Raw genomic sequence first — 21,338 nt, 5'->3', positions numbered from 1 at the left:
AACGGCGGGTTTTTCGCTCGAACCCGGCTCCTGGCCTGCCGCCTCGGCGACACCGCAGGCGCAGCGCCGCCAGATTCGGCAAAATAATCACTTAGCGCTCCCGCCTGGCGCAGACGTGGCCAGGATAGGGGCTCCGTCGTGACCTAACACACAGATATTGCTGCGCCGCGTCATGCAAGGCGCGGGTCGGTTGTGGTTAATTTAGATCGATCCAATTTGGGGATTGGATATGCCGGGGCGGCCTTTCGGGACCCTCGAGCCGATTGCTTAGATCGAGAGAAATGCGTTTCGAGCGATTTCGGGACCACGGACCGGTCGCCATTGCAGTCCACTATTCCATGGGGAGCACCGCGAAGATGAGTCATTCCACCTTGCGACGCAGCGCGCTGACATGCGCCTTGTTGTCGGTCCTGTTCGCGCCGCTGGCGCAGGCCGCACCCGATCAGGCGCAAGCGCCGGCCGATGCCGAGCCGGCGGCCGCCGCAACGGGTAAGCCGACCGATATCGACAAAGTCACCGTGACCGGTTCGCGCATCAAGCGCGCCGAAATCGAAGGCCCGGCGCCGGTGTTCACCATCACCGCCGCGCAGATCGAGAAAGAAGGTTTCAATACCGTCTACGACGCGCTGACCACCCTCACCGAGGCCATGGGCACGGTCGAATCCGACATCGCCTGGGGCCAGCACACCGTCAACGCCAGCCCGCTCAATCTGCGCAACATGGGGCCGGGCCGCAGCCTGCTGTTGATCAACGGCCGCCGCGTGGTGGATTACCCGCTGCCGTACCAGGGCAAGAGCAACTTCGCCAACTACAACAACATTCCCACCGCGATCGTCGAGCGCATCGAAGTGCTGGCCAGCGGCGCCTCGGCCATCTACGGCTCCGACGCGGTCGCCGGCGTGATCAACGTGATCTTGAAGAAGGAATACCAGGGCGATCAGGTCAAAATCCGCGGCGGCACCTCTACCCGCGGCGGCCGCGACGCGATCGATCTGTCCTGGGCCGGCGGACGCAGCGGCGACAACTGGAGCGTCACCTACGCGCTGCAGTACTTCAAGCGCGAAGCGATGCCCGCGGGCGAACGTCCGTTCATGGATTCCGAGTTCGATGCGCCGCCGCTTTCGCTCAATCCGCAGGATCGCAAGGTCGGCATTCTGCCCTCGGTCGGCATCCGCATGTTCAACGCCGGCACCGGCCAGCGGCTGATGCCGCCGCCGGGCGCCTGCGATCAGTACGACGGCGAGTTCTTCCTGCAGAACCGCCGCACCTACAACCGCAACACCGACACCATCAGCAACACCGGCTGGCAGTGCGGTCAGACCGCGACGTTCCAGCACTGGACCTTGCGCAACGGCAGCGAAGACCGTTCGGGTTACCTGTACGGCAACTACGACTTCGCCAACGGCATGAAGGGCTGGGCCAGCCTGGGCGTGTGGAGTTCGCGCGGCAGCAACATGACCTTCATGCCGGGCTGGAATTCCAACGGCACCTATCACGATGTCGGCCTCAACGCCGATCTGGATCTGGTCAAGAGCTTCAGCCCACGCGAAATCGGCGGGGCGCAAAGCGGTTATACCCATTCCGACGAGCTTTCCTGGGATGCCGCGGTGGGCCTGAGCGGAAAATTCGGCGAGCGCTTCGATTGGGATTTCAGTATCGGCCGCGCCGAATACACCGTCGACGAGAAATTTCCGGCGATCCTGCGGGCGGAGGCGGATCGTTATTTCCTCGGCCCCAACCGCGACCGCGTCGATCAGAGCCGTTTTTGGAATCCGATCTCGCCGCAGGACTACGCGTCCATCAGCACGCGCGGCAAGAACCGCGCCGAGTCGTGGCTGACCTCGGCCAACTTCATCGTCAGCGGCGATCTGTTCGAAGGCTGGGCCGGTCCGATCGGCTTCGCCGGTCAGCTCGAAGCGGCCAAGCAGGGCTACAGCCTGGCGCCGGATCCGAACACCATCGGCGATAACCGCCTCTACGACCAGACCGCCAACCTCGACCTGGGCTCGGGCTCGCGCAATCACTACGCAGTCGGCGTGGAGTTCAAGATCCCGCTGCTGAAGTCGCTGACCGCCTCGGTGGCCGGCCGTTACGACAAGTACGACGCGGTGTCCGGCGATGCCGCGAGCACCTACAACGCCGGTCTGGAATGGCGTCCGTTCTCCAATCTGTTGGTGCGCGGCACCTATGCCACCAGCTTCCGCGCGCCGGACATGCATTTCGTCTACGCCACGCCGAGCACCTCGGTCGCCGACCAGACCGATTATCTGAACTGCCTGCGCGCCGGCCAACAGGGCAACTGCAACTGGGACGCAGGCTTCAAGTCCGAGGACGTCGATATCGCCCGCCAGGGCACGCCGGATTTGAAGTACGAGACCGGCAATTCCTGGACCGTCGGTTTCGTCTGGGACATCGCCGACGGCCTGTCGGTGTCGACCGACTACTGGCGCATCGAACTGGAAGACGAGATCGACGACGTCGGCGCCAACGATGTGCTGCTCGACGAAGCCTACTGCCTGACCGGCAAGACCCCGTCCGGCGAGCCGCGGATCAGTCCGCCCAGTTCCGACCGCTGCAGATTGCAGCTCGGTCGCGTCACCCGCGGTCCCGATCCCGACGGCGCCGGCCCGCTGGTCGGCCAGGTCACCGACATCCGCACCGGTCCGATCAACCGCGCCGCGCGCAACGTCGAAGGCCTCGACGCCTCGCTGAAGTACCGCTTCACCACGCAGCGCTGGGGCGATTTCAGCGTCGGCCTGAACTACACCAACCTGCTCAAGCTGGAAACGCAAACCGACGAGAGCGCGGAGATGGAAGACAAGCGCACCGACGAGCCGCGCAGCAAGTTCCGTGGCAGCGTCAACTGGCAGCGCAACAAGTGGAACGCCACCGTCTACGCCGACCGCGTCGGCAGCGTGCCGAGCGTGCGCTTCCGCGGCTGCCGCGGCTTCGCCGACGGTTATGCGCCCGGCTCGGACGATTGCACGGACACCGATCCGGCCAGCCCGACCTTCGGCCAGAAGACCGAGAAGTACTGGGGCCGCGTGGGGCCGGCGATCACCTGGAACATGAGCGCGGGTTACCGCATCGCCGACAACGCCAAGGTCAACGTCTACGTCAGCAACATCTTCGACGAGGTCAACGAAGACAAGGATCCGTACAAGAAGGACTTCGCCTTCATCGCCGACCGCATCTTCAGCCCGGTCGGCCGCGAGATCGCCATCGAGTACGTGCTCGACCTGAAGTAAACCGCTGCACGCGCCGCGGCGGCGGCCGATGCCGCCGCGGCGCTTTCACTCCTCCAGCTAAGGACGCGACACACGATGACTCGCAATCCGGTTCGACGCAGGCGCGGTACGGTTTCTCAGATGGGCGCCAGGTTCTGGCCCCTCGCCGCGGCGTTGAGCGTCGTACTGGCATGCGGATCGGTCGCGCAGGCGGCCGATGCCGCGCGCGATCCGGTGCGCGAGGTCAACACCTTCATCGGCAGCAAGGACGACGGCAACACCTTTCCCGGCGCGTCCGCGCCGTTCGGCCTGATCCAGATCAGCCCGATCGGCGACCACTACTCGGGTTGGCGCTACGACGATCCCAAGATCCGCGGCTTCGGCCACTCGTTCCTGTCCGGCGCGGGTTGCTGGGAGCAGGGCGGTGTGTTGTCGGTGCTGCCGACCACCGGCGAAATCGGTCCGGGCAAGCGCTTCGACACCAAGGAGTTCAAGTCCTTCGATCAAAAGACCTACGCATCGGCTTACACCCACGACGGTGAAGTCGGCCAGGCCGGCTATTACAAAGTGCGCCTGACCGGCGAGGCGGCCGGCCCGATCGACGCGGAGGCCACTGCGCTCACCCGCGCGGCGGCCGAGCGCTACACGTTCCCGGCGGGCGCCAGGCAGGGCACGATCCTGGTCAACACCGGCCAGGCCAACGAACGCCATATGGTGGTCGGCAGCAATATCCAGGTGATCGGCGATCGCGCGGTCGAAGGCAAGATCGTCACCAAGAGTTTCTGCGGCGGCCAGCAGTACACCACCTGGTTCCGCATGGAGTTCGACCGGCCGTTCGCCAGCCACGGCACCTGGGACGAAACCGGCGGCCATCCCGGCGGCAACAACAGCATGCAGGGCGACACCCGTCCGCATGGCGCGTGGTTCACCTTCGACACGTCCAATGGCCGCGCGGTGACCGCGATCAGCGCGATCTCCCATGTCGATGCCGAAGGCGCGCGGCGCAATCTGCGCGATGAGGGCAGCAAGGGCGGCAAGGCATTGAGCTTCGACGCGATGCGCGCGCAGGCACAGACCGCTTGGCGCAAGGAACTCGATTCGGTGCGGGTCACCGGCGGCAGCGGCGACGACCGCACCGTGTTCTACACCGCGCTGTATCACTCGCTGCTGCAGCCCTTGACCGGCAGCGACAGCGACGGCCGCTATCGCGGCTACGACACGCAAATTCACAAGGCCGAAGGCTGGACCTACTACGAGTATTTTTCGTTGTGGGACACCTACCGCTCGCAGAACCAGTTGCTGGCGATGCTGCGTCCGCAGCGCGCGCGCGACATCGCCAACTCGGTGCTCAAGATCCACGAGCAGAACGGCTGGCTGCCGCGCTGGGGCTATGCCAATTACGACAGCAACGTGATGACCGGCGATCCGGTGACCCCGTTCCTGGTCGACCTGTGGCGCTTCGGAGCGCTGGAAGGCCGCGAGCAGCAGGCCTATGCGGCGCTGCGCGAGAACGCTTACGGCACGCCGCCGGCGCTGGTGCGCAGCAACGGCCGCGCCGGCAATCCGAGTTATCTCAAGGACGGTTTCGTCCAGTACGACCGCGCGTTCCCGGCCAAGAGCATGGACGTGGATCCGCATCACGGCGGTTCTTCGACCCTGGAATACGCGCTGGGCGACTGCTCGCTGTCGCAGATGGCGCAGGCGCTGGGCAAGAACGACGACGCGGCGACCCTGCGCGAACGCGGCCGCAATTGGCGCAAGGTGTGGGACAACGACGCCGCCGATCCAGAACTGGGCTTCAAGGGTTTCCCGCGGCCGCGCCTGGAAGGCGGCGCGTTCTACAACGAAACCGACGGCAGCTACAGCCCGCGCTCGCATCACGGTTTCCACGAAGGCACCGCCTGGCAATACCAGTGGCTGACCCAGCAGGACGTGCCCGGCGTGGTCGCGGCGATGGGCGGCGCGGAGCTGACCGGCAAGCGCCTGGATGCGTTCTTCGCCTACGAGGCCTTGCTGGCCGATCCGCTGGGCGCGGCGCGCAAGCAATGGGTGGTCGGACCGTACAGCTACTACAACCAGTACCGCTACAACCCCAACAACGAGCCCGATCTGCACAGCCCGTGGATGTACACGCTGATCGGCCAGCCGTGGAAGACCGCGACCGTGCTGCGTTCGGCGCAGGCCTTGTTCACCAACGCGCCCAACGGCGTCACCGGCAACGACGATCTTGGCACCATGTCGGCCTGGTATCTGTTCAGCGCGATCGGCCTGTATCCGGCGGTGCCGGGCAGCGGCGAGCTGCTGCTGCACACGCCGCGGTTCGAGAAGATCGAACTCGACCTGGGGCAGGGTAAGACCCTGAGCATCGAAGCACCGGGCGCAGATGGACGCGCGCTGCAGTACGTGCAGTCGGCGAGTTTCGACGGCAAACCGCAGGACAAGGTGTGGCTGGATTGGAGCGCGCTGCGCAACGGCGGCAAGTTGCGCTTCGAACTCGGAAAGACCCCGGCCGAAGGCGGTTGGGGGACGAAGGCCGATGCGCTGCCGACGTCGGCGTGCGCGTCGCCGCGGTGAACAGGCAAGAAGTCGGCGAGTACGGCGAAGCACGGCGATGAAGCCACGGTCTGGATGAGCTTGTTTCAGGCCGTCATCCCCGCGAAGGCGGGGATCCAGGGCTTCACCGCGACACGACTTTGAAGTCTCTGGATGTTCGGCTCCGCCGAAGTAAAGCTGAGCCCGACCTCGCGGCATGACGGAACCGAAGCAATCCAGGCAGTCCAAGGAATCGAACTCGATGAAACAAGCGCTGGCGAAAATCGGACGATCCAAACTGCGCCTGACGATGCTCGGGCTGATGGGCGCCGCGGTGGGCCTGACGCCGCTGGCGCATGCGCAGAACGCGGAGAACCGGAGCCTCAAACCGGCGACGACCAGACCGGCGATAACCACGCCCGAACTGGTCCCGCTTCCGTCCAGGCTGCAACGCGGCGAAGGCGAATTCGCTCTGGATGCCACCACCACGCTCTACGCCAACAACGCCGAGGCGCGTGCGATCGCGCAACTTCTGCGCGACGAACTCGCCGCGACCCAGCAATTGCAGCTGACCTTGCGCAGCGGCGCGCCGCAAGCGCGCAAGAGCGAGGTCGAGCCCAGCGGCTATGTGCAATTCGTCGCCGAGCCGGTAGCGGACAACGCCGATGCCAAGGCCCGCGAACGCTACACGCTGGACGTCACCGCGCGCGGCATTCGCCTGGCCGGCCCGCCGGCGGGTTTGTTCTATGGCTACCAGACCTTGCGCCAACTGCTGCCGGCCGCGCGCGACGAATCGATACGCGTGCCTGCGCTGAGCATCGAAGACCAGCCGCGTTTCGCCTATCGCGGCATGCATCTGGACGTCGGCCGGCATCTGTATCCGGTCGACTTCATCAAGCGCTACCTCGATATGATGGCGCGCTACAAGCTCAACACCTTTCACTGGCATCTGACCGAGGACCAGGGCTGGCGCATCGAGATCAAGCGCTATCCAAAGCTCACCGGCGTCGGCGCCCGGCGCAAGGAAACCGTGCTCGGCCGCAACATGGATCCCTATGTCGGCGACGGCAAGCCCTACGGCGGTTTCTACACCCAGGACGAGGCGCGCGAGGTGGTGGCGTACGCGCGTGCGCGCCACATCATGGTGATTCCGGAAATCGAGATGCCGGGCCATTCGCTCGCCGCCCTGGCCGCTTATCCGGAACTGGCCTGCACGGCCGGCCAGTTCGAAGTCGGCACCAACTGGGGCGTGTACGACGACATCTACTGCCCATCGGAGACGACCTTCAAGTTCCTGGAGAACGTGCTCGACGAAGTGGTCGCGCTGTTCCCCGCGCCGTACCTGCACATCGGCGGCGACGAAGCGCCGAAGACGCGCTGGAAGAGCAGCGAGACGGCCCAGGCGGTGATCCGCCGCGAAGGCCTGAAGGACGAGCACGAGTTGCAGAGTTACTTCATCCAGCGCATGGAGAAGTTCCTGCATTCGCGCGGCAAGCGCATCATCGGTTGGGACGAGATCCTCGAAGGCGGCTTGGCGCCCGACGCGACGGTGATGTCCTGGCGCGGCGAGGCCGGCGGCATCGCCGCGGCCCAGCAGGGCCACGACGTGATCATGACCCCGACCCAATGCTGTTATTTCGATTACGGCCAGGGCCCGGCCGCGCAGGAGCAATGGAACCTGGGCGGCGAACTCACCCTGGACAAAGTCTACGGCTACGACCCGGTGCCGCCGGTGCTCAGCGCCGCGCAGGCGCGCCACGTGCTGGGCGTGCAGGGCAATGTCTGGACCGAGTACCTCAAGACCCCGGCGATGGTCGAGTACATGGTGTTTCCACGCCTGCTGGCGCTGGCCGAAGTGGCGTGGACGCCGCAGGCCGATCGCGACTACGCCGATTTCCAGCGGCGTCTGCGCGGCCAGTTCCCACACCTGGATCGCGACCGGATCGGTTATCGGATTCCCGCGCCGCAGGGTCTGGCCGACGTGGTGCAGATTCAGCACGGCAACGAACGAGAATACGCGCACGTCTTCGAACTGACCCCGGCCGTGCCGGGCGCGACGATCCGCTACACCCTCGACGGCAGCGAGCCGGGCGATGCCTCGTCGGCCTACCAAGGCCCCATCGAAGTGATCGTGCCGCTGGATCAAACGCGTCAGCTGCGCACCGTGACCGTGCTCGCCGACGGTCGCCACAGTGGGGTGCACAGCGCCGAATTGCGTTATCGCAGTTATCTGCCGGCGATCGCCAAGCCGGCGCGCGCCACGGCGGGGTTGGGGTATCGGGTGTACGAAGGTCTGTTTTCGAATCTGGACGAGTTCGAACGCGCCGCCGCACCGGTGGCGCAGGGTGTGGCCTCGTCGCTGGACGTGGGCGCGTTCGGACGCAAGCAGCGTTTCGGCGTGCGCTACGAGGGGTATATCGAAGTGCCGGCCGACGGCGTGTATCGCTACGCGCTGCAGGGCGACGATCGTTCGGCCTTGTACATCGACGGCGAGCGGGTGATTCGCAACGACAGTTACGACCAGACTTCGGAAGCGTCGGTGCCGTTGCGTCGCGGCTGGCACCGGTTGCGGGTGGACTGGTATCAGCGCGAGGGCGGGTTGGGGTTGCGTTTGAGTTCGGCCGCGCCGAATCAGGCGTTGCAGGCTTTCGACGTGCGTGGAGCGGTGCATTGAGCGCCGTCCCGTGCGGCGATCGGGAGGCGGCCGAAAGGCGGCCGCCAGACGAAATGGCGGGATTTTTTTTGACGAAATTTTAGATCGATCCAAAATCGGCCGGCGCGGAGCACGCCGGTCCATACGACACGAACGCAACCTTGGCCGAGGGTTCGGCCGCGATTGGGAGGGGTAGCCAGTGAGTCAGCATCAGAACCGCAAGCCGAGCCAAGGCCATGCGCAAGAACAGACATCGAACCGCACGCGCGCCGCCGCCGCGCGCCGCAACGCCTTGAGCGCGGCGATGCTCGCCGCGTTGTACCTGCCGCTGATCGCGCAGGCGCAGCAGGCCGAGCCGGCCGGCTCAGGCGAGGTCAAGGCGATCGACAAGATCACCGTGACCGGTTCGCGCATCAAGCGCGCCCAGATCGAGGGCCCCGCGCCGGTCACGGTGATCAGCTCCGACCAGATCAAGCGCGAAGGCTTCGCCACCGTGTACGAAGCGCTGAGCACCCTGACCGAGGTCACCGGCTCCGTGCAGGCCGACGTCAACAAAGGGCCGACGCCGAACGCGAGCCCGTTGAACCTGCGCAATCTAGGCCCGGGCCGCACGCTGCTGCTGATCGACGGCCGCCGCGTCGCCGATTACCCGCTGCCCTACGAGGGCCGCGGCAACTTCGCCAACTTCAACAACATCCCGATGTCGGCGGTGGATCGGATCGAAGTGCTCGCCAGCGGCGGCTCGGCGATCTACGGCTCCGACGCCATGGCCGGCGTGATCAACATCATCATGAAGAAGAACTTCAATGGCGATGAGGTCCGCATCAAGGGCGGCACCACCACGCGCGGTGGCGGCGATTCCTACGACCTGTCGTGGACGGGCGGCCGCACCGGCGAGAAATGGAGCGCCACCTACGGCGTGCAGTTGAGCGGCCGCGAAACCATCTTCGCCGGCCAGCGCGGCTTCCTCGCCTCCGACCTGGAGCCGGCCGCGACGGTCAAGCCGCTGGTCAACGATCCCTGGCCGTGGGTGTGGGGCGTGGAACTGATCGACGCCGGCGCCAAGCGCCGCGTCACTCCGCCGGCCGGCGCCTGCGACCGCTTCCAGGATCTGCCGCTGCACAACTTCCTCGGCAACGACGGCAACGCGCCCGAATTCCCCGGTTACAGTTGCTCGCAGTCGCGCGGTAATTCGCTGTGGAGCCTGCGCAACGGTTCCGACAACCGTTCCGGCTTCGGCAACTTCACTTACGATTTCGACAACGGCATGCAGGCCTGGGTCAGCGCCTCGTTGTGGGACAGCGACGGCGAGTCGCGCCAGGACGAAGCGCTGCGCTTCGAACTCAATCGCGGCGGCGCGTTCTACGACCAGAACACCGGCGGCACCTATCAAGCGCGCCGCGCGTTCACCGTGCCCGAAGCCGGCAGCCGCGATCCGTTCCTGTTCAACACCAGCGAGCGTTCCTGGGACCTCGCCGCCGGCCTGCGCGGTCGTTTCGGCGAACGCTTCAACTGGGACGCCACGGTCGGGCGCACCGAGTACAAAGTCGACTTCAGCTTCCCGGGGATGCTGCAAAGCGCGGTCGACAGCTACTTCCTCGGCCCGCAACTGGGCACCAACAACGGCCTGCCGGTGTACGCGCTGGATCAGGGCAAGTTCTGGAGCCCGATGACGCCGGACACGTTCCGCCAGCTCACCACCCGCGGCAAGAGCAGCGCTGAGTCGTGGATGAACCAGGCCCAGTTCTCGGTCAGCGGCGAGCTGTTCGACTTGCCGGCCGGTCCGGTCGGCTTCGCCGGCGTGATCGAAGCCGGCTCGCAGGGTTACCGCCTCAACCCCGATCCGCTGACCTTCGGCCCGAACAAGCTCTACGACCAGCCCGGCGGCAGCAACCAGGGCGGCGGCGACCGCAAGCGCTACGCCGTGGGCGTCGAGTTCAAGCTGCCGGTGTTCAAGACCCTGGACCTGACCACGGCCGGCCGCTTCGATCGCTACGACGACGACGCGCGCAAGGAAAGCAACTTCACCTGGAACGCGGGCATCGAATGGCGCCCGATCGAAAGCCTGCTGGTGCGCGGCGCGTACAACACCACCTTCCGCGCGCCGGACATGCACTATCTGTTCGCCACCAGCGGCACCGGCACCCAGGAAGATTCCGACGTGGCCACCTGCATCAACCGCGGGCTCGGTCCGGATTGCAGTTCGCAGGCGCTGTACTACCGCCACAACATCGCCCGCACCGGCAACCTCAAGCTCGACAGCGAAACCGGCAAGTCGTGGAGCGCCGGCCTGGTGTGGGACGCGGCCGAAAACCTGTCCTTCAGCGCCGACTACTGGCGCATGACCATCGACAACCAGGTCCGCGATTTCGACATCGCCGACATCCTCGATCTGGAAAGCCAGTGCCGCAACGGTCGCACGCGCCGCGCCAGCGACCGCATGCAGGTGACCCCGGGCTCGTCGACCTGCGCCGACATCGTCTCGCGGGTGACCCGCAGTGCGCCGGGCACCAATTCGTTCGGCGTGGCCGATCCGAACTATCCACTCGGCCAGGTGGTGTCGGTGTTCAGCGGCCCGATCAACATCGCCTACCGCGAAGTGGCCGGCGTCGACTTCACCGCGCGCTACAAGATCCCGGACACCCGCTTCGGCGATTTCAGCTTCCAGTTCAACTACACCAACCAGCTCAAGAACAACGAACAGCGCGATCCGGGTGCGCCGATGCAGGAGAACCGCGACAAGGAAGTGCGCACCTTCGCCCGCGCCAGTGCCAGCTGGAGCCGCGGCCCGTGGAACGCGACCTTGTTCGCCAACCGCATCGGCCACGTCAACGGCGACGGTTACAACGAGTGCGCGCCGATCCTTCCCGGCCAGACCGACACGTCCTGCCGCATGGTCGGCAAGCTCAAGGCGCCGGTGTACTTCAACCTGACCGCGGGCTACCAGCTGACCGAACAGGCCCGGGTCAATCTGTACGTCGACAACCTGTTCGACGAAGCCGACTACAAGGACCCGTACAAGAAGTTCTTCGCCTACGCCAACGAACGTGTGTTCACCCGCGTGGGTCGTGAAATCTCGGCCGAATTCGTTTACAAGTTCGATTGATCGCAGCACATCGGCGCAAGCTGTCGAAACAAATCCTCGAAATTGGATGCACGGGCCGCCCGGGCCCGTGCATCCGGCGGTACCCCGCCGTGGGCAGGCACGCGCGTCCTCCAGTCTCGCGCACCGGTTCGGCGGCGGACCTCCCGGGCAAGGCGGTGTAAACCCTCATCATGCGTTTGGAATGCGTCATGGCGAGGTCTTGTCCGGAATCGGATCGGGAGCGCGGGAATCGCGCTCCCGCTTTTTCCGGCACCCGCGTAAGCGCAATTCCGAAGTCTTTTGTAGGAGGGCCTTCAGGCCCGGCCGCGACACCACATCCACAGCGCAAGTCCGAAGTTTCTTGTACGAGGGCCTTCAGGCCCGACCGCGACACCACAGCCACAGCGCAAGTCCGAAGTTTCTTGGGGGAGGGCCTTCAGACCCGACCGCGACACCACATCCACAGCGCAAGTCCGAAGTTTCTTGGGGGAGGGCCTTCAGGCCCGACCGCGACACAACATCCACAGCGCAAGCCCGAAGTTTCTTGTAGGAGGGCCTTCAGGCCCGACCGCGACACCACATCCACGACGCAAGTTTCCTGGGCCTGCGGGCCGTTCACGACAGGTGATGCTTCCATGTCCCAGACCGCACGGCCTTCATTCTCATGGCGCAGCCTCGCCGCCATCGCCCTGATGCTGCTCGCGGTCGCCGCCGCGGGCGCGGCGCAGGCCGCGCCGCTGGCCGCGCGCGAGCTGCACGCGGGCTGGCAGTTCCGCCTGCTGCCCGATGACCCGCAGGCTGCCGCGCACACCGATGCCGCGCAATGGCATGCCGCGCAGGTCCCCGGCCACGTGCATACCGATCTGCTCGCAGCCGGCCTGATCCCCGATCCCTATGTCGGCGCGCGCGAAGCGCAGCTGCAATGGATCGGTCTGGCAGGTTGGGAATATCGCACCCGCTTCGACCTCGATGCGGACACGCTCAAGCGCGCGCGCAACGAATTGGTGTTCGACGGACTGGACACCTTCGCCACCGTCTACCTCAACGGCCGCGAGTTGCTGCGCGCCGACAATACCTTCCGCACCTGGCGCGTCGCCGCCGACGGCCGCCTGCGCGAGCGCGGCAACGAGCTGCGGATCGTGTTCGAATCGCCGATCCGCAAGCTGTTGCCGAAAGTGCAGTCGATGCCGCACAAGATCGCCGGCAACTATCCCTCGCCCTACGGCGACGAGCCCAAGGACGCGATGACCGGCAATTTCGCGCGCAAGCCCGGCTATCACTATGGCTGGGATTGGGGGCCGCGCTACGTCACCGCCGGCATCTGGCGCGGTGTGCGCCTGGAGAGTTGGGACCGTTTGCGTATCGCCGATTTGCATGTGCGGCCGCACACGGTCGATCGCGAGCGCGCCGAAGGCGAGGTGGTGCTGGAGATCGAGAGCGTCGATACCGGCAGCGCCGCTATCGACGTCGAATACGTCGGCCCCGACGGCCGGACGACGACCCTGCGTCAGCCGGTGCGCTTGCGCGCGGGACGCAACACGGTGTCGTTGCCGCTGAAGATCGAGCGTCCGCGCCTGTGGTATCCGGTCGGCTACGGCGAACAGGCGCTGTACACCTTCAAAGCCAGCCTCGCCGACAGCGCCGGCGTGCAGGCCCAGGCGCAACGCCGCACCGGTCTGCGCAGCGTCGTGCTCAAGCGCGAGAAGGATGCGATCGGCCAGGGCTTCGCGTTCGTGATCAACGGCATCGAGGTGTTCGCCAAGGGCGCCAATGCGATTCCGTTCGACGCCTTCCCGGCACGGGTCACCCGCGAGCGTCTGCGCCGCGATCTGCAATCGGCGCGCGACGCCAACATGAACATGATCCGCAACTGGGGCGGCGGCTATTACGAATCCGACGATTTCTTCGAACTGACCGACGAGTTGGGCCTGCTGGTGTGGCAGGACTTCATGTTCGGCGGCGGTATGCAGCCGGGCTACGATCCGGCCTTCCGCGCCAACGTGGTCCATGAGGCGCGCGACAATGTGCGGCGCCTGCGCAACCATCCCAGCATCGTGCTGTGGTGCGGCAACAACGAAGAAGAGACCGCGTGGAAGGATTGGGGCCACAGCAAGAAGCTGATCGAGGCCGATCCCAAGTTCGCGCAGACGGTGTGGAACGGCTACGTGGCGCTGTTCGGCAAGGACCTGCGCGAAGTGGTGGCGCAGGAGGGCGCGGGCGTACCGTACTGGTCGAGTTCGCCGAGCAACGATCTGGCGGACAAGGCCAACGATTCCAACAACGGCGACAAGCACTACTGGGACGTGTGGGGCGGTCCGGCGCTGCCGGCCAGCGCGTATCTCGACGAAACCCCGCGTTTCATGTCCGAGTACGGCCTGCAAGGCTGGCCGTCGCTACGCACCATCGGCGCCTTCGCCGAACCTGATGAGCATGGCATCGATACCCCGGTGATCCGCGCCCACCAGAAATTCCTCGCCGGCGACGGCAACACCCGCCTGCTCAAATACATCCGCGGCGAGTACGGCGAGCCGCGCGATTTCGCCGACTTCGTCTATCTCAGCCAACAGGTGCAGGCCGAGGGCATCGAATTGGCGGCGCTGCACCACCGCGCCTCGCGGCCGCGCACGATGGGATCGTTGTATTGGCAGTTGAACGACGTCTGGCCGGGCGCGTCCTGGGCCAGCCTGGATTATTTCGGACGCTGGAAGCCGCTGCATTTCCACACCAAGCGTTTCTTCGCGCCGATCGCCGTCGCGCCGTTGCGGCGGGTGAAGGACGGCGTGGGACGCACCGAACTGCATCTGTTGTCGGACCGCACCGCGCCGGTGAACGGCGAATGGCGCGTGCGGGTGATGGACTTCGGCGGCCGGGTGCTGCGCGATGAGCGCAAACCGCTGGTGCTGGCGGCGCTGGCCTCCACGCCCGCCGGCGCCTGGAGCGATGCCGAACTGCTCGGCCGGGCCGATCCCAAGCGCACCGCGGCGGTGTTCGACCTGATCGTCGACGGCAAGACGGTGTCGCGCCGCGCGGTCTACTTCGGCGAATCGCGCACGTTGGCCTGGCAGAATCCGAAACTGCGCGCGCAACTGCGCGGCGATGGCGACGGCTATGTGCTGAGTGTGCGCGCGGACAAGCTGGCGCGCGCGGTGTGGATCGACTTCGGCCAGGCCGATGTCGCGCTGACCGACAATGCGCTGACGCTGTTGCCGGGGGAGACGGTCGAGATCGGCGTGCAGTCGAAGGCAGATCTGGAACAACTGCGGAGCGGTTTGAACTTGCGTTCGTTGTATCGGCCTTGATCGGTTGAGGCTGCCGGCGGTATGGCGGGGGCGGGGAGATCGAATCGCCCGCGCTTTGGTCGCGCGGTCCTTGGTGGTGTCGCCGGGTGCCGGCCCCCGCGACTTGCAAGCGCCCGCTCATTCGACGACGCTGCCATCGCCGCGTTCCAATCCCCGCACGGAAGCCGCTCACCCCTTTTCGCGTTCGCGCGCGTTAGGAAGAGTCGAAGCCCGCCCTCAAAGGAAGAGGTTGCCGATGAAATCCCCGTTCCAGCTCACCGTCCTGACCGGCTTGACCGGTGTGTTGCTGAGCCTGCTGCTCGCCCCGATCGTCTTCGCCGATGCCGATGCCCAGATCCGCGGGCCGGTCACCGCGCCGCGCCCGCCGCCGTTGCTGATCGTGCGCGGCGCCGAAAAACCGATCGAACTCGAATCGGCCCGGATCGAAGGCGAAATCATCGGCGGACTCGCCCGTACCTCGATCGAGCTGGTGTTCCGCAATCCCAACGCGCGCGTGCTCGAAGGCGAACTGCAGTTCCCGCTGCGCGCGGGCCAGCAGGTCGCCGGCTTCGCCCTGGACATCGACGGCAAGCTGCGGCCGGCGGTGCCGGTGCCCAAGGCCAAGGGCCAGCAGGTGTTCGAAGCCATCCAGCGCCGCGGCGCCGATCCGGCCTTGCTCGAACAGACCGCCGGCAACCAGTTCAAGCTGCGGATCTATCCCATTCCTGCCCGGGGCACGCGCCGGGTGAGGCTGGAACTGGATGAATCGCTGGTCCGGCACGAGGGCGAATGGCGCTACGAATTGCCGCTGGCCTTCGCCGCGCGGGCGCGCGATTTCGCCGCGGACATCCGCTCGGCGCAAAAACCCAAGCTCGAAGGGTTGGCCGGGCCGGCCAAGATCACCTCGCGCATCGGCGGCTACAGCGTGACTCTGGCGGCGCCGCCGCCGGGCGGAACGCTGGCGCTGAGCGTGCCGGCTTCGCGCAACGCGCGCGCCTACACCCAGGACTTCGGCGGCGAACGCTACTTCCTGGCCGAGGTGCCGCTGGAAGGCGCGCGCCAGCCGCGCGCGCTGCCCAAGTCGCTGGGTCTGCTGTGGGACGCCTCGGCCTCGGGCCGCAAGCGCGACAGCGCGAGCGAACTGGCCCTGCTCGATCGCTATTTCCGCGCCGTCGGCAGCGTGCAGGTCAGTCTGATCCGGCTGCGCGACCGCGCCGAACCGGCGCAAACCTTCGCCGTCGCCGGCGGCGACTGGTCGGCGCTGCGCCGCGAACTGGAAAAGACCGTCTACGACGGCGCCACCGATCCGGGCGGCTGGCAGCCGCAGGCCGGCATCGACGAGTACCTGCTGTTTAGCGACGGCTTGTTCAATTACGGCCAGCGCCGTTTTCCGCGGTTGCTGCCGAATCAGCGGCTGTATGCGTTGAACTCCGCCGGCGCGGCGGCGGATGCGGCGCGCTTGAGCGCGTTGGCTCAGGCGCACGGCGGACGTCTCATCAGTTGGCAGCGCGCTGGCGAACTCGATCGCGCGGCCGAGGCCTTGCTCAACGACGGCCCGCGGCTGCTCGGCCTGAGCGCGCTGGGCGCGAGCGAGGTGGTCGCCGATTCGCCGTTCGCCGACGGTGGACTGCTGCGCGTGGCCGGCCGTCTGAGCGATAGCAAGGCGCAGCTGACGCTGCGTCTGCGCGATGCGAGCGGCGAACGCGAACAGGTCGTGCCGATCGATGGCGAGGCCACCGCCAGTGCGTTTCCCGCCGGATTGTGGGGGCGCTATTCGATCGCCGCGCTGCAGGCCGATCCCGATCTCAACCGCGCCGCGATCGCGCGCCTGGGCCAGCGCCTGAGCATCGTCACCGGCGAGACTTCGCTGATCGTGCTCGACGACATCGCCGACTACGTGCGTTACGACATCGCCCCGCCGGACCGACTGGATGAGTTCAACCGCCTCAAATCCCAGCAGATCGCCGATCTGGACGGCGAGCGCAAAACCAATCTGGACCGCGTGGCCGCGCTGTACGACGAGCGCATCCAGTGGTGGCAGCGCGATTGGCCGAAGGGGGCGCCGCCGCAGATCGCCGGCGATCTCAAGGCAAACGGCGCCGGGGGTGCCCGGGACACGATGCACTACCGTTCTCGTATGGTCGCGCCGCCACCGCCGTCGGCCCCACAGCCGCCCGCGGCCGTCGTCGAAGCCCAGCCGATGCCCATGGCTGTGGCCGCGGCCGCCGATGCCACTGCGCTGGATAGGGTCGAGGTCACCGGCTCGCGGGTCGTGGCGACCGGGGCCGGTGGCGGTGCCGGTGCCGGTGCCAACGCCAGCATCGTCCTCAAGCCCTGGCAGCCCGATTCGCCGTATGCGCGCCGCCTGCGTCAGGCCCCGTCCGACAAGATCTATGCGATCTATCTGGACGAACGCGATTCGCAGGCCGGCAGTACCGCGTTCTATCTCGATGTCGCCGACGTGCTGATCGAAAAAGGTCAGCGCGACCTGGCCCTGCGGGTGCTGTCGAACCTGGCCGAGATGGATCTGGAGAACCGCCACATCCTGCGCGTGCTCGGCTATCGGCTGATCCAGGCCGAGCAGCCCGCGCTGGCGGTGCCGGTGCTGGAACAGGTGCTGCGCCTGGCCGAGGAGGAGCCGCAGAGTTTCCGCGATCTGGGCCTGGCCTATGCGGCGAACGGGCAGTACCAGCAGGCGGTCGATTCGCTGTACGAAGTTGCCTCGCGCGAATGGGACAGCCGTTTCCCCGGCGTGGAGGAGATCGCCCTGGCCGAGCTCAACGCGATCGCCACCGCCCATCCGGCCGGCCTGGACACCCGCCGCATCGATCCGCGCCTGCTGCGCAATCTGCCGCTGGACCTGCGCGTGGTGCTGAGCTGGGACAGCGACAACTCCGACATGGACCTGTGGGTCACCGACCCCAACGGCGAGAAGTGCTTCTACAGCCACAAGCTGACCTACCAGGGCGGCCGCATCACCAACGATTTCACCGGCGGCTATGGCCCGGAGGAGTTCTCGCTGCGCAAGGCCAAACCGGGCAAGTACAAGGTCGAGGCGAACTTCTACGGCGAGCGCCAGCAACTGGTGACCGGGGCGACCACCCTGAACCTGTGGCTGAGCACCGGCTTCGGCGCCGGCAAGCAGAAGGACCAGAAGGTGACCCTGCGGCTGAAAGACGCCAAGGAAGTCGTGCTGGTAGGCGAGTTCGAGGTCAAGTGACGGCCGCCCCCTGTAGGAGCGGCGCAAGCCGCGACAGCGCCACCGCAACCTCCGGCGCACGCGACGGGTTGCGTGCGGTGTGGGGCGTGAGCCGGGAGCAGGGATACGCGGGGCCGTGATGTTCGCGGTCGCGGCTTGCGCCGCTCCTACAGGGAGGCCATGCGGGTGTTTCAGGGCAGGGTGACTACGCCTAAAGCCCGCGGCTGCTAGAATTGACGGTTCATCCGCACCAAGACCACCGGACATGATCGAACTCAATCCCGTCCGCCAGCGAATCGCCGACCTCAAGGGCCGGCTGGATTCGCTCAGGGGGTATCTTTGACTACGACGCCAAGGTCGAACGTCTCGAAGAAGTAAACCGCGAGCTGGAAAGCCCGGACATCTGGAACAACGCCGAACGCGCCCAGGGCCTGGGCCGCGAGCGCGCCGCGCTGGAAAAGGTCGTCGACGGCATCCGCAGCCTCACCGAAGGCCTGGTCGGCGGCCTGGAGCTGCTGGAACTGGCCGAGATGGAAGACGACGAGTCGACCGCGCAGGCCGTGGTCGAGGACGTCGAGCGCTATGCCAAGGAAGTCGAAAAACTCGAATTCCGCCGCATGTTCTCCGGACAGATGGACGCGGCCAACGCCTTCGTCGACATCCAGGCCGGCGCCGGCGGCACCGAGGCCCAGGACTGGGCCGAAATCCTGCTGCGCATGTACCTGCGCTGGTGCGAATCGCGCGGCTGGAAGACCGAACTGATGGAAGTCAGCGGCGGCGACGTCGCCGGTATCAAGTCGGCCACGATGCGGGTCGAGGGCGACTTCGCCTACGGCTGGCTCAAGACCGAAACCGGCGTGCACCGGCTGGTGCGCAAGTCGCCGTTCGACTCCGACAACCGCCGCCACACCAGCTTCACCTCGGTGTTCGTGTCGCCGGAAGTCGACGACAACATCGACATCGAGATCAATCCGGCCGACCTGCGCACCGACGTCTACCGTTCCTCGGGTGCGGGCGGCCAGCACGTCAACAAGACCGAGTCGGCGGTGCGCATCACCCACATCCCCAGTGGAATAGTCGTTGCCTGCCAGACCGGCCGCAGCCAGCACCAGAACCGCGACAACGCGATGAAGATGCTGGCCGCCAAGCTGTACGAGCTGGAAATCCAGAAGCGCAACGCCGAGCGCGACGCGGTGGAGGCGACCAAGTCCGACATCGGCTGGGGCAGCCAGATCCGCAACTACGTGCTCGACCAGAGCCGGATCAAGGACCTGCGCACCGGCATCGAACGCAGCGACACCCAGAAGGTGCTCGACGGCGACCTGGACGAATTCGTCGAGGCCAGCCTCAAATCGGGCCTGGAAGTGGGCTCCAAACGCAGCGACGCGGTGTAAGCCGCGTCGGTTCGAGTCGAGCCGGTTCGCGGGTTAGCCCGTCCGGCTATACGCCGCGTTTCTCGACCAGTTTGCCGCGCCCTCCCAGGTTGTCATCCCCGCGAAGGCGGGGATCCAGGGCTTCACCGCGACATAGCTTTGAAGTCTCTGGATCCCCGCCTTCGCGGGGATGACGGTGGAAAGAGTGCCGCGTCGGGATGGAAGCGCGGCGGCAACGGGATGCAGCGCGGGCGGCGAGTGGCCTCGTTCCCCGCCAAGCCGCGGGCCCGTGACTGAATCCAGACGCCCGCAACCGAATCCAACGCCTGCAACGCCCCCACCCAAGCACCCGCCGCGCGACTTCAGTAATCTCCACCCTCACGCTTTCCCAAGCCCTACCTGAACGCCAGCGACCATGACCGACGACACCACCCAGCCGCCCATCGACGAGAACCATCTGATCGCCGAGCGCCGGGCGAAACTCAAGGCCCTGCGCGGCGAGGGCATCGCCTTCCCGAACGACTTTCGCCGCGGCGACTACGTCGGCGATCTGCAGTCGCAATACGCCGACGCCGAGCACTGGAACCAGGAGTCGCTCGATGCCGAGGCGCGCCGGGTCGCGGTCGCCGGGCGCATCCTGCTCAAGCGGGTGATGGGCAAGGCCAGCTTCGTGCAGATCCAGGACGAATCCGGCCGGATCCAGTTGTTCCTGCAGGCCAACGCGCTGGGCGAGACCTACGACAAGTTCAAGGGCTGGGACGTGGGCGACATCGTCGCCGCCGAAGGCACCGTCACCCGCACCAAGACCGGCGAGCTGTCGGTGCGCGCCGATAAGCTGCGCCTGCTGACCAAGTCGCTGCGGCCGCTGCCGGACAAGTTCCACGGCCTGGCCGACGTCGAGCAGCGCTACCGTCAGCGCTATGTCGACCTGATCGTCTCGCCCGACGCGCGCGAGGTGTTCGTCAAGCGTTCCAAGATCATCCGCTCGATGCGCGCCTGGCTCGATGCGCGGCGTTTCCTCGAAGTCGAAACGCCGATGATGCATTACATCCCCGGCGGCGCCGCGGCCAAGCCGTTCGTGACCCATCACAACGCCCTGGACCTGCAGTTGTACCTGCGCGTGGCCCCGGAGTTGTACCTCAAGCGCCTGACCGTCGGCGGCCTGGAGCGGGTCTACGAGATCAACCGCAATTTCCGCAACGAAGGCGTGTCGACCCGGCACAACCCCGAATTCACCATGCTCGAGCTGTACGAGGCTTACGCCACCTACACCGAGATCATGGACCTGACCGAGTCGGTGATCCGCCACGCCGCGCAGGACGTGCTGGGCGTCACCCAAGTCGAATGGGACGGCAACGCGATCGATCTGGGACCGGCGTTCCGCCGCTGGTCGATGACCGACGCGGTGCTCGAGCACAACCCGGAAATCAAGCGCGAGGAACTGCGCGATCTGGAGATCATGCGCGGCCACTGCGCACGCCTGAAGGTGCCGGTGAAGGCGTCCTACGGCTGGGGCAAGCTGCTGCTGGAGATCTTCGAGAAGACCGTCGAACACACCCTGATCCAGCCGACCTTCATCACCGACCATCCGGTCGAGGTGAGCCCGCTGGCGCGCGCCAACGACATCGATCCGGAGCTCACCGACCGCTTCGAGCTGTTCGTCGGCGGCAAGGAACTGGCCAACGGCTTCTCCGAGCTCAACGACCCGGAGGATCAGGCCGCGCGTTTCCAGGCCCAGGTCGAACAGAAGGCCGGCGGCGACGACGAAGCCATGCACTACGACGCCGATTACATCCGCGCACTGGAAGTCGGCCTGCCGCCGACCGGCGGCCTGGGCGTCGGCATCGATCGTCTGGTGATGCTGCTGACCGGTTCCTCGTCGATTCGCGACGTGCTGCTGTTCCCGTACATGCGCCCGGAAAGCGGCGGCTGAGCGAGGCCGGCCCGGATCGGCCCGGATTGGATCGGATCGAATCGGTTTCCCGATCCGG

At 66.4% G+C, this 21,338-nt stretch carries 8 protein-coding genes; all 8 read left to right on the top strand.

What is annotated here, in order from left to right; all coding sequences use genetic code 11:
* Positions 1–356: 356 nt before the first annotated feature.
* The 8 genes from ACTOWJ_RS24125 (at position 357) to lysS (ending at position 21,280) form a co-directional block, all read left to right on the top strand.
* Entirely contained in the window at positions 357–3,248 is a 2,892-nt protein-coding gene (locus ACTOWJ_RS24125) for a TonB-dependent receptor plug domain-containing protein (protein WP_441337166.1), read from the top strand.
* 75 nt (positions 3,249–3,323) lie between these two features.
* Entirely contained in the window at positions 3,324–5,801 is a 2,478-nt protein-coding gene (locus ACTOWJ_RS24120) for a GH92 family glycosyl hydrolase (RefSeq protein WP_441337165.1), read from the top strand.
* Between the two features lie 220 nt (positions 5,802–6,021).
* Positions 6,022–8,433 (top strand): family 20 glycosylhydrolase, encoded by a 2,412-nt coding sequence (locus tag ACTOWJ_RS24115; protein WP_441337164.1) that lies wholly within the window; start codon positions 6,022–6,024, stop codon positions 8,431–8,433.
* A 178-nt stretch (positions 8,434–8,611) separates the two neighbouring features.
* Entirely contained in the window at positions 8,612–11,518 is a 2,907-nt protein-coding gene (locus ACTOWJ_RS24110; RefSeq protein WP_441337163.1) for a TonB-dependent receptor plug domain-containing protein, read from the top strand.
* A 614-nt stretch (positions 11,519–12,132) separates the two neighbouring features.
* On the top strand, positions 12,133–14,796 hold the full coding sequence (locus ACTOWJ_RS24105) for a beta-mannosidase (protein ID WP_441337162.1): 2,664 nt from the start codon (positions 12,133–12,135) through the stop codon (positions 14,794–14,796).
* A 235-nt stretch (positions 14,797–15,031) separates the two neighbouring features.
* Entirely contained in the window at positions 15,032–17,995 is a 2,964-nt protein-coding gene (locus ACTOWJ_RS24100) for a VIT domain-containing protein (RefSeq protein ID WP_441337161.1), read from the top strand.
* Between the two features lie 244 nt (positions 17,996–18,239).
* Positions 18,240–19,368, top strand: a protein-coding gene (prfB, locus tag ACTOWJ_RS24095) for a peptide chain release factor 2 (protein ID WP_441337160.1) whose coding sequence is annotated in 2 segments (ribosomal slippage) — positions 18,240–18,314 and positions 18,316–19,368 — 1,128 coding nt in all. Because the reading frame shifts where the segments join, the coding sequence is not laid out codon by codon here.
* A 394-nt stretch (positions 19,369–19,762) separates the two neighbouring features.
* Positions 19,763–21,280, top strand: a complete 1,518-nt coding sequence (lysS, locus tag ACTOWJ_RS24090) for a lysine--tRNA ligase (RefSeq protein ID WP_441337159.1) — start codon at positions 19,763–19,765, stop codon at positions 21,278–21,280.
* Positions 21,281–21,338 lie beyond the last annotated feature (58 nt).

It is taken from the genome of Lysobacter sp. CA199, assembly GCF_052078715.1.
Lineage (GTDB): Bacteria > Pseudomonadota > Gammaproteobacteria > Xanthomonadales > Xanthomonadaceae > Lysobacter.
The sequence above is the reverse complement of the archived record's forward strand: the minus strand, read 5'-3'. Positions and strand labels throughout refer to the sequence as shown.